13 protein-coding genes are annotated in these 13,811 nt (G+C 72.5%); 6 read left to right on the top strand and 7 right to left on the bottom strand.

Translation table 11 applies throughout. From position 1 onward, the window contains the following. Window positions 1–116: 116 nt before the first annotated feature. The 4 genes from ACZ38L_RS00330 to zapE all read right to left on the bottom strand — a co-directional run bounded on the left by ACZ38L_RS00330 (window position 117) and on the right by zapE (window position 5,328). Entirely contained in the window at window positions 117–1,082 is a 966-nt protein-coding gene (locus tag ACZ38L_RS00330; RefSeq protein WP_465687718.1) for a TerC family protein, read from the bottom strand. 218 nt (window positions 1,083–1,300) lie between these two features. Beyond that, window positions 1,301–1,882 carry a TerD family protein gene (locus ACZ38L_RS00325; RefSeq protein WP_396560088.1) on the bottom strand — a complete coding sequence of 194 codons (582 nt, stop codon included), beginning with the start codon at window positions 1,880–1,882 and terminating at the stop codon, window positions 1,301–1,303. Between the two features lie 191 nt (window positions 1,883–2,073). Further along, window positions 2,074–4,170 (bottom strand): excinuclease ABC subunit UvrB, encoded by a 2,097-nt coding sequence (gene uvrB / locus ACZ38L_RS00320; protein WP_465687716.1) that lies wholly within the window; start codon window positions 4,168–4,170, stop codon window positions 2,074–2,076. Between the two features lie 63 nt (window positions 4,171–4,233). Next, complete coding sequence (gene zapE, locus ACZ38L_RS00315) at window positions 4,234–5,328, bottom strand: cell division protein ZapE (protein ID WP_465687714.1); 1,095 nt, start codon at window positions 5,326–5,328, stop codon at window positions 4,234–4,236. Between zapE and ACZ38L_RS00310 the strand changes: the two genes are divergently transcribed. The 5 genes from ACZ38L_RS00310 to ACZ38L_RS00290 all read left to right on the top strand — a co-directional run bounded on the left by ACZ38L_RS00310 (window position 5,327) and on the right by ACZ38L_RS00290 (window position 9,541). Next, window positions 5,327–6,091 (top strand): pyrimidine reductase family protein, encoded by a 765-nt coding sequence (locus tag ACZ38L_RS00310; protein ID WP_465687712.1) that lies wholly within the window; start codon window positions 5,327–5,329, stop codon window positions 6,089–6,091. The genes zapE and ACZ38L_RS00310 overlap by 2 nt on opposite strands. 159 nt (window positions 6,092–6,250) lie before the next feature. Continuing rightward, window positions 6,251–6,688 (top strand): indole-3-glycerol phosphate synthase, encoded by a 438-nt coding sequence (locus ACZ38L_RS00305; protein ID WP_396560694.1) that lies wholly within the window; start codon window positions 6,251–6,253, stop codon window positions 6,686–6,688. A 114-nt stretch (window positions 6,689–6,802) separates the two neighbouring features. Further along, on the top strand, window positions 6,803–8,206 hold the full coding sequence (gene murC / locus ACZ38L_RS00300) for a UDP-N-acetylmuramate--L-alanine ligase (protein ID WP_465687710.1): 1,404 nt from the start codon (window positions 6,803–6,805) through the stop codon (window positions 8,204–8,206). Window positions 8,207–8,234: 28 nt separating this feature from the next. Next, window positions 8,235–8,639 carry a peptide-methionine (R)-S-oxide reductase MsrB gene (gene msrB / locus ACZ38L_RS00295; protein WP_465687708.1) on the top strand — a complete coding sequence of 135 codons (405 nt, stop codon included), beginning with the start codon at window positions 8,235–8,237 and terminating at the stop codon, window positions 8,637–8,639. 95 nt (window positions 8,640–8,734) lie between these two features. Further along, window positions 8,735–9,541, top strand: coding sequence for a TIGR04222 domain-containing membrane protein (locus tag ACZ38L_RS00290; protein WP_465687706.1), 807 nt, complete (start codon window positions 8,735–8,737; stop codon window positions 9,539–9,541). 28 nt (window positions 9,542–9,569) lie between these two features. Here the strand turns inward: ACZ38L_RS00290 and hemQ are convergent, their stop codons facing one another. Genes hemQ through hemE form a run of 3 tightly spaced genes read right to left on the bottom strand, consistent with a single transcriptional unit; the run spans window position 9,570 to window position 12,764 of the window. After that, complete coding sequence (hemQ, locus tag ACZ38L_RS00285; RefSeq protein WP_396560078.1) at window positions 9,570–10,280, bottom strand: hydrogen peroxide-dependent heme synthase; 711 nt, start codon at window positions 10,278–10,280, stop codon at window positions 9,570–9,572. Next, the gene (gene hemG / locus ACZ38L_RS00280; RefSeq protein WP_465687704.1) at window positions 10,277–11,701 is read right to left on the bottom strand and encodes a protoporphyrinogen oxidase; all 1,425 of its coding nucleotides are present in this window, start codon (window positions 11,699–11,701) and stop codon (window positions 10,277–10,279) included. Before hemG ends, hemQ begins: the two co-directional genes overlap by 4 nt. A 49-nt stretch (window positions 11,702–11,750) precedes the next feature. Then, the gene (hemE, locus tag ACZ38L_RS00275) at window positions 11,751–12,764 is read right to left on the bottom strand and encodes a uroporphyrinogen decarboxylase (RefSeq protein ID WP_465688012.1); all 1,014 of its coding nucleotides are present in this window, start codon (window positions 12,762–12,764) and stop codon (window positions 11,751–11,753) included. A gap of 205 nt (window positions 12,765–12,969) precedes the next feature. Here hemE and ACZ38L_RS00270 point away from each other — a divergent pair, with 205 nt between their 5' ends. After that, window positions 12,970–13,620, top strand: a complete 651-nt coding sequence (locus ACZ38L_RS00270; protein WP_465687702.1) for a DUF3000 domain-containing protein — start codon at window positions 12,970–12,972, stop codon at window positions 13,618–13,620. The last annotated feature ends 191 nt before the right edge of the window (window positions 13,621–13,811 follow it).

Below are 13,811 nucleotides of genomic sequence, written 5' to 3'. Positions count from 1 at the left end.
CCAAGCGCAGAAAAAAACAAACCCTGTTGTGTCCCACACCCCACCACCCCCCCCACCCCCCCCCCCCCCCCGCGCACCCCCCCCCCCCTCCCCCCCCCCCCCCCCCCCGCCGGTGGTCAGGCCCCCACCCGCTCACCAGACTGCCGCCGCGAGGCGACCAGGCTGGTGACCGTGGTGACCGCCAGCACCAGCACGATGAAGCCGAGCGAGACCGGGATCCCGATCTCCGGCACGTGCACCCCGCTCTCGTGCAGCGCGTGCAGCACCAGCTTCACGCCGATGAAGCCGAGGATCGCAGAGAGCCCGTAGGAGAGGTGGACCAGCCTCTTCAGCAGCCCGCCGATCAGGAAGTACAGCTGCCGCAGCCCCATCAGGGCGAAGGCGTTGGCGGTGAAGACCACGTACGGCTGCTGGGTGAGCCCGAAGATCGCCGGGATCGAGTCCAGCGCGAACAGCAGGTCGGTGGTGCCGATCGCCAGCATCACGATCAGCATCGGCGTCATCAGCCGCCGACCGTTCTGGCTGATCAGCAACTTGGTGCCGTGGTAGCGGTCGGTGGAGGGGAAACGCCGCTCGATCGACCTGAGCAGCCGGTTCTCCTCGAACTCCTCGTCCTGGTGGTCCTCCCGGGCCTCCTTGATCAGCTTCCAGGCGGTCCACACCAGGAACGCGCCGAAGAGGTAGAAGACCCACGAGAAGGTGGTGACCAGGGCCGCGCCGCCGGCGATGAAGACCGCGCGGAGCACCAGCGCGATGATCACCCCGACCATCAGCACCCGCTGCTGGTAGATCCGCGGCACCGCGAACTTGCCCATGATCAGGATGAAGACGAAGAGGTTGTCGACGCTCAGCGACTTCTCGGTGACGTACCCGGCGAAGAACTCGCCGGCCGGCTGGGCACCGGAGTGCCACCAGAGGAAGCCGCCGAAGAGGAGTGCCAGCACCACCCAGACCGCGGTCCAGGTGCCGGCCTCCTTGAGCGAGACCTCGTGCGGCTTGCGGCCGCCGACGAAGAAGTCGGCGACGATCAGTGCGATCAGCACACCGATGGTGGTGACCCACATGGCAACGGAAACGTCCATGGAACTGCTCCTCCGGCGGTCGGCGGGAGATACGTCGGCTGCCGGAGGTCTCTTCCACCCGCACGGACCGTGCGGGCCAGTGGACCCGGGTGACCACTCGGGCGGGTCACCGTGATGACGGGAACACTGTGCGGGGAATACTCCCCTCCGTTCTTCGAACGGTAACAGAACGGACCAAGAAACGGTAAAGAAGGTAAAGAGTCCGTGGGCTGACCAGCTCAGAGGAAGGGCTCGATGGCGGGCAGCAGGTCCTGGAAGGTCCGGGCCCGGGCCGGGGCACCGATCGCCTGCATGCCCCAGCCACCCGCCGGGTCGCGGTACACCTTGGCCATGATCTGGCCGGTGTGCGCGCCGCCGCCGGCCAGCTCGTAACGGGCCAGCTCCAGCCCGCTGGTCTCGTCCACCAGCCGGCAGTGCGCGTCCAGCACTTCGGAGAAGGTCTGCCCGGTGTACGAGCTGACGGTGAAGACGACCTGGGTGATCTGCGCCGGGATCCGGGTCAGGTCCACCACGATCGACTCGTCGTCACCGCCCGCGCCCGCGCCCCCGACCAGGTTGTCCCCGGTGTGCCGGACCGAGCCGTCCCGGCTCACCAGCTGCTGGAAGAAGACCACGTCGGACGGCGTGCGCTCGGCGTACAGCAGCGCCGAGGCGTCCAGGTCGATCTGCCGGGTACGGCTGCCGAACAGCCCGCGTTTGGGAGCCGCCCGCCAGCCGAGGCCCATCCGGACCAGACTCAACGTCTCCCCCGAGGCCTTGCGCAGGCTGACCTGCTGGCCCTTGGCCAGATTCACCGACACGGTGCTTCCCCTCTGTTCGTCCCGCACACACACGACGCGCACGGACCACGGTTCGGTTCACCCCGGTGCCGTCCCCCGGCTGAGGCCCCCTGTACTTGCCGGCGCGCCGGCCATCCCGGCGTCCCCGCAGGCCAACCCTAGGGCCTGCGGGGACGGCCCGACCAGGGGAGCCCCGTCTCACCGCCCCGGAGTCAGGCGATTCCGGCCTCGCGCATCTGCCGCAGCTCCTTCTTCAACTCCCCAACCTCGTCACGCAACCTGGCGGCCACCTCGAACTGAAGCTCCGCCGCGGCGGCGTGCATCCGCTCGGTCAACTGCTGGATCAGGTCGGCGAGTTCGGCGGCCGGACGGCTCTTGGCCGGCTTCCGGTCGGCGCCCAGGGCCGGCACCGCCACCTTGCCCCTGGTCTTGCCGGTGTCCCGGTAGCCGGTGGCCAGCAGCTCCTCGGTGTCGATCTCCTCCCGGGCCAGGGTGTCCAGGATGTCGCCGATCTTCTTGCGCAGCGGCTGCGGATCGATGCCGTGCCGCTCGTTGTAGGCCTGCTGGACGGCCCGGCGGCGGTTGGTCTCCTCGATCGCCTTCTCCATCGCGGGCGTGATCCGGTCGGCGTACATGTGCACCTGGCCGGAGACGTTGCGGGCGGCGCGGCCGATGGTCTGGATCAGCGAGGTACCCGAGCGCAGGAAGCCCTCCTTGTCGGCGTCCAGGATCGCCACCAGCGAGACCTCCGGCAGGTCCAGGCCCTCGCGCAGCAGGTTGATGCCGACCAGCACGTCGTACTTGCCGGCCCGCAGCTCGCGCAGCAGCTCGACCCGGCGCAGCGTGTCGATGTCGCTGTGCAGGTAGCGGACCCGGATGTCCAGGCCGAGCAGGTAGTCGGTGAGGTCCTCGGCCATCTTCTTGGTGAGCGTGGTGACCAGCACCCGCTCGTCCCGCTCGACCCGCTGGCGCACCTCGTGCACCAGGTCGTCGATCTGACCCTCGGTCGGCTTGACGATCACCTCCGGGTCGATCAGGCCGGTCGGGCGGATGATCTGCTCGACCTGGCCGTCGCCGCGGGAGAGTTCGTACGGGCCGGGGGTGGCCGAGAGGTAGACCGTCTGCCCGACCCGCCCCAGGAACTCCTCCCACTTCAGCGGGCGGTTGTCCATCGCCGAGGGCAGCCGGAAGCCGTGCTCGACCAGGGTGCGCTTGCGCGAGGCGTCACCCTCGTACATCGCGCCGATCTGCGGGACCGTCACGTGGGACTCGTCGATGACCAGGAGGAAGTCCTCCGGGAAGTAGTCGAGCAGGGTGTTCGGCGCGGTGCCGGGTTCGCGGCCGTCGAAGTGCATCGAGTAGTTCTCGACGCCGGAGCAGCTGCCGATCTGCCGGAGCATCTCGATGTCGTAGGTGGTGCGCATCCGCAGCCGCTGGGCCTCCAGCAGCTTGCCCTGCTTCTCCAGGACGGCCAGCCGCTCGCCCAGCTCCCGCTCGATCCCGTTGACCGCGCGCTCCATCCGCTCCGGACCGGCGACGTAGTGCGAGGCGGGGAAGACGTAGACCGAGTCGTCCTGGCTGATGATCTCACCGGTGAGCGGGTGCAGGGTGTAGAGCGCCTCGATCTCGTCGCCGAACATCTCGATCCGGACGGCCAGCTCCTCGTAGACCGGGAAGATCTCCACGGTGTCGCCGCGGACCCGGAAGGTGCCGCGGGTGAAGGCCACGTCGTTGCGGGTGTACTGGATGTCGACGAAGCGGCGCAGCAGCTGGTCCCGGTCGATCTCCTCGCCGACCTTGAGCGGGACCATCCGGTCCACGTACTCCTGCGGGGTGCCCAGGCCGTAGATGCAGGAGACCGAGGCGACCACGATCACGTCCCGCCGGGTGAGCAGCGAGTTGGTGGCCGAGTGGCGCAGCCGCTCGACCTCCTCGTTGATCGAGGAGTCCTTCTCGATGTAGGTGTCCGTCTGCGGGACGTAGGCCTCGGGCTGGTAGTAGTCGTAGTACGAGACGAAGTACTCGACCGCGTTGTTGGGGAGCAGCTCGCGGAACTCGTTGGCCAGCTGGGCGGCCAGGGTCTTGTTCGGCGCCATCACCAGGGTGGGCCGCTGGAGCTTCTCGATCATCCAGGCGGTGGTCGCCGACTTGCCGGTGCCGGTGGCGCCGAGCAGGACGACGTCCTTCTCGCCCGCGCGGATCCGGCGCTCCAGCTCGGCGATGGCCGCCGGCTGGTCGCCGTTCGGCTGGTAGGGGCTGACGACCTCGAAGGGCGCCACGGTCCGCTCAATGCTCGTGATGGGTCGCACGTGTCCACCGTACGACCCGCCGCCGACAATCCGCGGGCGCTTCTCGCCGGCCCCGGTCGGGCCCTACCGGGGAGCCGAGTCCCGGGCCAGCGCGACCAGCCGGGAGACCGCCCGCAGGTACTTCTTGCGGTAGCCGCCGCGCAGCATCTCCTCCGAGAACACCTGGTCGAACGGGATCCCGGAGGCGGTGATCGGCAGCTCGCGGTCGTACATCCGGTCGGCCAGCACCACCAGGCGCAGCGCGGTGGACTGGTCCTCCACCGGGCGCACCCCGCGCAGGAAGACCGCCTGCACGTCGTCCAGCAGCGCGCCGTACCGGCTGGGGTGGACCGCCGAGAGGTGGCCCAGCAGGTCGTCGAACGAGTCCAGCGAGGCACCCGGGGTGCCGGCGGCGCCGGCCTCCACCGCCTCGTCGGAGTAGGGCGGCGGGGCGGCGGGCAGGCCGCGGTGGCGGTAGTCCTGGCCGTCGATGCGCAGCGGGCGGAAGTGCGCCGAGAGCCCCTGGATCTCGCGCAGGAAGTCGGCGGCCGCGAACCGGCCCTCGCCGAGCTTCTCCGGCAGGGTGTTGGAGGTGGCGGCCAGCTTGACCCCGGCCTCGACCAGCCGGCCGAGCAGGGTGGAGACCAGCACGGTGTCGCCCGGGTCGTCCAGCTCGAACTCGTCGATGCAGAGCAGCTTGTGCCCGGACAGCGTCTGCACGGCCTGCTGGAAGCCCAGCGCGCCGACCAGGTTGGTCAGCTCGACGAAGGTGCCGAAGGCCTTCGGCCCGGGCGCCGCGTGCCAGAGCGAGGCCAGCAGGTGGGTCTTGCCGACGCCGTAGCCGCCGTCCAGGTAGATCCCGGCCGGGCCGGCCGGCGTCGGGGCGGACCGGCGGAACCAGCCCCGCTTGGGTGCCTCGGCGGCGTTCAGGCCGGCCGCGAACTCCTCCAGCACCCGGACCGCCTCGTACTGGCTCGGCTGCGCGCTGTCCGGGATGTAGGTGCCGAAGCCGACCCCCGCGAAGCGCGGTGGCGGGACCATCTCGGCGACCAGCCGCTCGGCCGGTACCACCGGACGACGGGCGGTGAGCGCCACCGGGGTGGCCGTGGCTATGGCATCGGGGTGGGAGGCTGCGGGCACGGTAGTAAAGGGTACGCGCCGTGGCAGACTCGCCCGCATGCGCCAGCTGATCTCTCCGTCACACTCCGCCGGCTCCGATCCCGCCTCGCTCGCGGCGCTCGCCGAGACCTACGCCTACCCCGCGCAGGTGAACTCGGGCCGCGCCTGGTTGCGGGCCAACATGGTGGCCGGGCTGGACGGCGCGGCACGGCTGGCCGGGCTCTCCGAGGGGCTCTCCGGCGCGGCCGACAAGCGGATCTTCGGGGTGCTGCGGGCGCTCAGCGACGTGGTGCTGGTCGGGGCCGAGACGGTCCGTGCCGAGGGCTACCGGCCGGCCCGGGCCCGCGCCGAGTTCGCCGCGGCCCGGCGGGCCGCCGGCCAGGCGCCCGCGCCGGCGATCGCGGTGGTCAGCCGCAGTCTGCGGCTCGACCTGGACGCGCCGCTGTTCACCTCCCCCGTGGTGCGGACGGTGGTGATCACCACCGAGGACGCCCCCGCCGAGGCCCGGGCGGCGGTGGCCGAGCTGGCCGACGTGATCGCGGTGGGCCGCGGCTCGGTGGACCTGCCCGCCGCGGTCGCCGCGTTGACCGCGCGCGGCTGGACCCGGCAGCTGACCGAGGGCGGCCCGCGGCTGCTCGGCTCGCTGGCCGACGAGGGCCTGCTGGACGAGCTCTGCCTGTCGCTCGCGCCACTGCTCACCGGCGGTGACGCGCCCCGGATCGTGACCGGCCCGGAACCGGCCCGGGCACAGCGGATGCGGCTGGTCTCGCTGATCGAGGAGAAAGGTTTCCTCTTCACCCGCTACTGCCGCGCCGAGGAGTAGCCGGCGGCGGGCGTCAGCGGCGGCCGCCGGCTCACTCCCCGGTGGCCCGTGTGCTCTGTGCGCCGCGTGAGGAAAGCTTCCTCCGGGCACTATGGGAGGGGACACCGGACCCCGGGGGCCTGCGACACGGAAGGGACTCTTGTGTTCAAGACCGTACTGATGATCGAAAAGGCGCTCTCCGAGGCGGATGTGGAGCTGGTGACCACTCTCCACGGCGACGAGAAGGTCTCCTTCGTCGTCCTGATGCAGCCCCGCGGCAAGCAGGACGAGCTGCTCCGCGCCCTCGACGACGTGGCCCTCGGGCACCTCGACAAGGCGGTGCACGAACGCGAGGAGCCCGGTCCGACCGTCGCCGGCGAGTCACTCGAACACAGCCTGCGCCACCTGCGGGAGGCCGGTGCCGAGGCGGTCGGCAGAGTGGTCGAGGACCACCCCCTGGACAGCCTGCGCGCGGTGGTCGAGGAGACCGGCGCGGACGAGGTGCTGGTGCTCACCGCGCCGCACTTCGTGGAGGAGTTCTTCCACCGCGACTGGGCCTCGCAGGCCCGGCACAAGGTCGGCGTCCCGGTGCTCAAACTGTTCGCCAGCGAGGCCTGAGACCGCCACCGGGCGGCGCGGGGCCCCCTCCCGCGTGGTGCAGAATCGTCCTTGCGGCCGGCCGGTCCGAACCGCCCGCGAGGACGATTCCCACATTCACTACGGAGAGCTCCCTTGAACGACTCCGCCCACGACCTGCACGCCCCGCACTTCGTCGGCATCGGCGGGGCCGGCATGTCCGGCCTCGCGAAGATCCTGGCGGTGCGCGGGGCCCGGGTGTCCGGGAGCGACTCCAAGGAGTCCGAGACCGTACTGGCGCTGCGCGGGCTGGGCGCGACCGTCCAGGTCGGCCACGCCGCGTCGAACGTGCCGGACGGCACCAGCAGCCTGGTGGTCTCCAGCGCCATCCGCGAGGACAACCCGGAGCTCGCCGCCGCCCGCGAGCGCGGCATCCCGGTGGTGCACCGCTCGGACGCCCTGGCGGCGCTGATGGGCGGCCGACGCGCGCTCGCGGTGGCCGGCACCCACGGCAAGACCACCACCACCAGCATGCTCGCGGTCAGCCTGGCCGCGCTCGGCCTGGACCCGTCCTACGCGATCGGCGGCGACCTCGACGCCCCCGGCAGCAACGCGCACCACGGCACCGGCGAGATCTTCGTGGCGGAGGCGGACGAGAGCGACCGCAGCTTCCACAAGTACGCCCCCGAGGTGGCGATCATCCTCAACGTGGAGCTCGACCACCACGCCAACTACGCGTCGATGGAGGAGATCTACCAGTCGTTCGAGACCTTCGTCGGCCGGATCCAGCCCGGCGGCACCCTGGTGGTCTCCGCCGACCACCCCGGCGCCCGCGAGCTGACCGCCCGGGTGGCCGGCCGGGACGGCCTGCGGGTGGTCACCGTCGGCGCGGCCGAGGACGCCACCGTGCGGGTCCGCTCGGTCGTCGCGCACGGCATGACCAGCGAGGTCACCGTCGAACTGGACGGCGCCGAGCTGATCTTCACGGTCTCGGTGCCCGGACGGCACTACGCGCACAACGCGGTGGCGGCGCTGGCCGCCGGCGTCGCGCTGGGCGTGCCGGCGGAGGAGCTGGCCAAGGCGCTCGGCGGCTACACCGGCGTGCGGCGCCGGCTCCAGCTCAAGGGCGAGGCGGCCGGCGTCCAGGTGATCGACTCCTACGCGCACCACCCCACCGAGATGACCGCCGACCTGGAGGCGATCCGCGAGGCTGCCGGGCCCGGCCGGGTGCTGGTGGTCTTCCAGCCGCACCTGTTCAGCCGGACCCAGCAGCTCGCCGAGGAGATGGGCCAGGCGCTGGCGCTGGCCGACGCCTCGGTGGTGCTCGACATCTACCCGGCCCGCGAGGACCCGATCCCCGGCGTCACCAGCGAGCTGATCATCGAGGCGGCCCGCCGGGCCGGCGCCGAGGTGACCGCCGAGCACGACTTCGCCACCGCCCCCGCGCTGCTGGCCGACCTGGCCCGGCCCGGTGACCTGCTGCTCACCATGGGTGCCGGGGACGTGACCAACCTCGGCCCGGAAATCCTGGAGCGGCTCGCCGGCGTTGCGGTCCGGTGAGGGCCAGGGCGGCCCGGAGGAGGGCGAGATGAGCTACGAGATCGAGAAGACCGAGGGCGAGTGGCGGGCTGAGCTGAGCCCCGAGGAGTACCACGTGCTCCGCGAGGCCGGCACCGAGCGGCCGTTCGTCGGCGAGTACACCGACACCAAGACCGTCGGCGTCTACAGCTGCCGGGCCTGCGGCAACGAACTGTTCAGCTCCGATGCCAAGTTCGACAGCCACTGCGGTTGGCCGTCGTACTACACGCCGCTGGCCGAGGACCGGGTCGAGTACCTGGAGGACGACACGCTCGGCACGCGCCGGGTCGAGGTGCGCTGCGCCCGCTGCGGCGGCCACCTCGGGCACGTCTTCGAGGGCGAGGGCTACCCGACCCCGACCGACCAGCGCTACTGCATCAACAGCATCTCGCTCACCCTGCGGCCGGCCGACTGACCGGTCGCGGCACGGTTCGGGTCGCGGTCACGATTCGGTATCGCGCACCCGGATTGCGTTCCGCGCGCCGAGCCGGGCGGTCTACAACAAGCCCTATGTGGCTCGTCTTCCTGGTCCCGGCCTGCGTGGTGGCCGTCCTCTCCTGCCTGCGTCTGGTCCGCGCCGCCGCTGCCGCGGACGCGCTGAGCGGGCTGGAGGTCGAGCCGCCCGCCGAGGCGGTCGGGATCGGGCTGTACGAGACGGCGTACCTGGCCGGCGGACCGGAGCGGGTGGTCGACCTGGCGCTGGTGCTGATGTCCGGGCGCGGCCGGCTGCACCTGGCGCACACCGGCTGGACCACCGTGGTCGACCCGCAGGGCCGCAGCCGGCTGGAGCGGGCGCTGATCGCCACGATCGGCCCGGAGGGGCAGCGCCGGACGGCCGAGCTGCGCGCGGAGCTGGCCGGTCACCCGACCGTGGTCGACATCGGCGCCCGGCTGGCGATGGCCGGGCTGGCCACCCCGGCGCCGGTCCGGGAGAGCACCGTGCTGGCGGTCCGGCAGGTCCGGCAGGCGCTGCTGCTCTCGGTGGTGATGGTGGTCGCGGCGATGAGCCTGGCCGGGCCGGACCAGGCCGACCTGGCCAGCGCGCTGGCCTGGTTCTCGCTGCCGCTGATCCTCACCACCGGGACGCTGCTGATGGCCCGCGTGGACGTGCACCCCTACACCCGGTGGGCCTCGCCGGCCGGTCAGGAGGTGCTCGGCTCGGTCCGGCTGCCGCGCCCGGGCGACGGGCCGGACGAGTCGGCGCGGGCCGAGAAGCGGCTGCTCACCGCGGTGGCGATGGGCGGTCCTGACGCCGTGCCGGACCCCCGGCTGCGGGCCGCGCTGCGCCCGCTGCGCCGCGGTCCCGCCGACCTGTAGAAGCCGGCGGGACCGTGCTCGCCCTCGGTCAGACCAGACCGTTCAGCAGCTCGGCGACCGGCTTGCGGCGACCGGTGAAGAACGGCACCTCCTCGCGGACGTGCAGCCGGGCCCGGGACGGGCGCAGGTCGCGCATCAGGTCCACGATCCGGTGCAGCTCGTCCGCCTCGAAGGCGAGCAGCCACTCGTAGTCGCCCAGCGCGAACGAGGCGACCGTGTTGGCCCGCACGTCCGGGTAGCCGCGGGCCATCTGCCCGTGCTCGGCGAGCATCGCCCGGCGCTCCTCGTCGGGCAGCAGGTACCACTCGTAGGAGCGCACGAACGGGTAGACGCAGACGTACTCGCGGGCCCGCTCGTCGGCCAGGAAGGCCGGGATGTGCGACTTGTTGAACTCGGCCGGGCGGTGCAGCGCCATGTTCGACCAGACCGGCTCCAGGTGACGGCCAAGGCCGGTGCGGCGGAACCGGTTGTAGGCCTCCTGCAGGTCGTCGGAGTCGGCGGCGTGCCACCAGACCATCAGGTCGGCGTCGGCGCGCAACGCGGAGACGTCGTAGGTGCCGCGGACCGTGACGTCCTTGGCGGCCAGCTGCTCGAAGAGCGCGTCGACCTCGGCGGCGAGCGCGGTGCGGTCCTCGGGCAGCGCGTCCTTCAGCCGGAAGACCGACCACATGGTGTAGCGGATGACCTGGTTGAGGTCGCGGGCCTTCTTCTTCGGCGTCTGCTCGGTGCTCTCAGTCATGCCCTCATTGTCCCTTCGGTGCGGTCTGCCCCGTTCGGCGGGGTCAGCAGGTCCTCGACGGCGCGGCGGGCGCTCGCGACGCAGGCCGGGATGCCCACGCCGTCGTAGGCGGCCCCGGCCAGCGCCAGGCCACCCAGCCCGGCCGCCGCCGCGCGGATCCGGGCCACCCGGGCCAGGTGGCCCACGGGGTACTGCGGCAGCCCGGTCGGCCAGCGGGTCACCGCGGTGTCGTACGGCTGAGCGGTCAGGCCGACCGCCTCGCGCAGGTCGGCCAGCGAACGGGCCACCAGTTCCTGGTCCGACAGCCGCAGCGCGGCCTCCTCGCGGTGCCGGCCGAGCGAGGTGCGCAGCAGGAACGCGTCCGGGGCCGAACGCGCCAGCCAGCCCCACTTGTTGGAGGAGAAGGTGGAGGCCTTGATGGACCGGCCGTCCACCGGCGGCACCAGGAAGCCGCTGCCGGTCAGTGGCTCGGCCAGCTCGGCGCGCCGGAAGGCCAGGGTGACCAACGCGGTGCCGGCGTACTCGATCCCGGCCAGCTCGGCCGCGGCGCCCGGGGCGGTCGTGGCGAGCAGCCGGGCCGCGGCGGGGGCGGGGACGGCGAGCAGCACCGCGTCCGGGGTCAGCGTCCGCTCCGGGGTGCGGACCAGCCAGCCCCCGGGGGTGCGGCGCAGTTCCTCGACCGGCTCACCGGTGGACAGCTCGGCGCCGGCCTCCCGGCAGGCCCCGGCGACCGCGAGCGGCAGCGTGCCGATGCCGCCGCGCAGGCCCTGGAAGACCGGGGCCGGGCTGGGCGTGCGGGGCAGCAGCCGGTCCACCCCGGCCACCAGCGAGCCGCCGCCCTGCGCGATCGGCAGCAGCTGCGGGACGGCGGCGCGCAGTGAGATCTCCTCGGCGCGGCCCGCGTAGACGCCGCCGAGCAGCGGCTCGACCAGCCGCTCCAGCACCTCGTGGCCGAGCCGGTCGGCGACCAGCCGGCCGATCGCGATGTCCTCGCCGACCTCGACCGGTTGCTCGGCGGCGGTCCGCCGCAGCCCCTCGGCGCTGAGCACCCCGGACTCCGCCAGCAGCGCCAGGTCGCCGGGGACGCCCATCAACTGACGGCCGGGCAGCGGGCGCAGCCCGTCCCGGGTCCACACCGAGGCCTTGGCGGTGGCGGGCGGTTCCAGGACGTCGGCCAGGCCGACGTTCCGCGCGAGCTCGACGGCCTCCGGGCGGCGGGCCAGCATCGACTCGGCCCCGAGGTCCACCTGGACCCCGCCCACCTCGCCCACCCGCAGCTTCCCGCCGAGCCGCTCCCCCGCCTCCAGCAGCGTCACTGCGGCCCGGGCCGGCCCGCCGGCCGCCCCACTGAGGAAGGCGGCCGCGGCGAGCCCGGCGATGCCGCCACCGATCACGACTACGTGCGGGAGAGGTTCTGACATGCCTCGCAGTCTCGCAGAACTCACAACCACGACCGGCCCGGGGCCGGGCTCAGCGGGCGGTGGCCTCGTGGACGAAGGCGACCAGGCGGGTCAGCGCGTCCGGGTCCATGCTGGGCAGCACGCCGTGGCCGAGGTTGAAGATGTGCCCGCTGTCGCCGATCGCGGAGGCCGCGTGCAGCACCTCGCGGGCCTTGGTCTCCACCACGTGGGTCGGCGCGAAGAGCACCGCCGGGTCGAGGTTGCCCTGCAGCGCCTTCTCCGGGCCGACCCGGAGGGCGGCCTCGTTCAGCGGCACCCGCCAGTCGACTCCGACCACGTCGGCGCCGGCCCGGCTCATCAGCCCGAGCAGCTCGCCGGTGCCAACCCCGAAGTGGATCCGCGGCACGCCGTACTCGGCGACCGCCGAGAAGACCTTGGCGCTGGCCGGCATGACCGAGCGCCGGTAGTCGTCCGGCGCCAGCGAGCCGACCCAGGAGTCGAAGAGCTGGACGGCCGAGACGCCCGCCTCGATCTGCACCTTGAGGAACCCGGCGGTGATGTCCGCGAGCCGGTCCACCAGCTCGGCCCAGAGCTCGGGCTCACCGTACATCATGGCCTTGGTCCGCTCGTGGTTCTTCGACGGACCGCCCTCGACCAGGTAGCTGGCCAGCGTGTACGGCGCGCCGGCGAAGCCGATCAGCGGGGTCTCGCCCAGCTCGTCGACCAGCAGCCCGACCGCCTCGGTGATGTACGGGACGTCGTCGGGCTCGAGCGCGCGCAGCCGCCGCAGGTCGGCCTTGGTACGGATCGGGTCGGCGATCACCGGGCCGATGCCCGGCTTGATGTCGACGTCGATCCCGACCGCCTTGAGCGGCACCACGATGTCGCTGAAGAAGATCGCGGCGTCCACCTTGTGCCGGCGGACCGGCTGCAGGGTGATCTCCTTGACCAGCTCCGGCCGCATGCACGAGTCGAGCATCGGAATGCCCTCGCGGACCTTCAGGTACTCGGGCAGCGAACGGCCCGCCTGCCGCATGAACCACACCGGGGTGTGCGGAACCGGCTCGCGCCGGCAGGCGCGCAGGAACGCGGAGTCGTACGCGGCGCCGCGCCGCGGGGAGGTCTGGGCAGCGGGCTGGCGGCCGGACGGGGCTGCGGAAGTGTCACTCACGGGGCCATCCTGCCACGCGTTTCCGGGCCGTCCGGCGCGGGTCACTCGTGCGATTCTCCAAGAGGGCTCTGCGTGCCGATCCCCCGCGAGATGGGGGACAGGGCCTAGTCTTCAGCTCATGGCAGCGGTCGGCGGGAACCCCGCAGAGAATGGCGGAACGGGCAAGGAGTCGGCGCCGATCGAGTTCCGCAGTGCGGTGGAGATCTTGACGGGCGTGCGGCTGCGGCCGGAGGTGGAGCTCTCGCCCGCCCCGGCGCCGCGCCGGCTCGCCCCGTACAGCTGGGCGGTGACCGCCTCGGTCGAGCTGGAGGGCGAGGAGCTGGCGGACGGCCGACTGGTGCTGCTGCACGACCCGGCCGGCCAGGAGTCCTGGCACGGCACCTTCCGCCTGGTCAGCATGGTCCGCGCCGAGCTGGAGCCGGAGATCGCCGGTGACCCGATGCTCTCCGAGGTCGGCTGGGCCTGGCTGATGGACGCGCTGCAGTCGCACGGCGCGATCGCCTCCGAGCCGAGCGGCACGGTGACCCGCTGCGCCTCGCAGTACTTCGGCGGCCTGGCCGACCGGGCCTCGACCACCGAGATCGAGGTCCGGGCCTCCTGGACCCCGACCGACGGCCGGTTCGAGCGGCACCTGACCGGCTGGGCCGACCTGCTCTGCGTCTGCGCCGGGCTGCCGCCGTCCACCCCCGCACCGCTGCCGCCGCCCGACGCGCCGTCACTCGGCGGAGTGGTCCCGATGCCGGCCCGACGGCGGCCGCGCTCACACTGACGGCTGACCCGGGCCGCGCCGCACCGGACCGGGCGCGACCGGGTGCGACCAGGCCGGACGGCCGGTCAGGGCACCACTGGTCGTCAACTCCCCGTCCACAGAAGACCGTTTTGCATCTCTCCTGACCGATTTCTGATGCCTTGTGGGCATGTCGCGTCAATCATCTGCACGATTTGTCCGTATTGTGGCTC

The sequence above is a fragment of the Kitasatospora sp. NPDC024654 genome (assembly GCF_055559155.1).
This window is presented reverse-complemented; position numbering and strand designations above follow the sequence as displayed.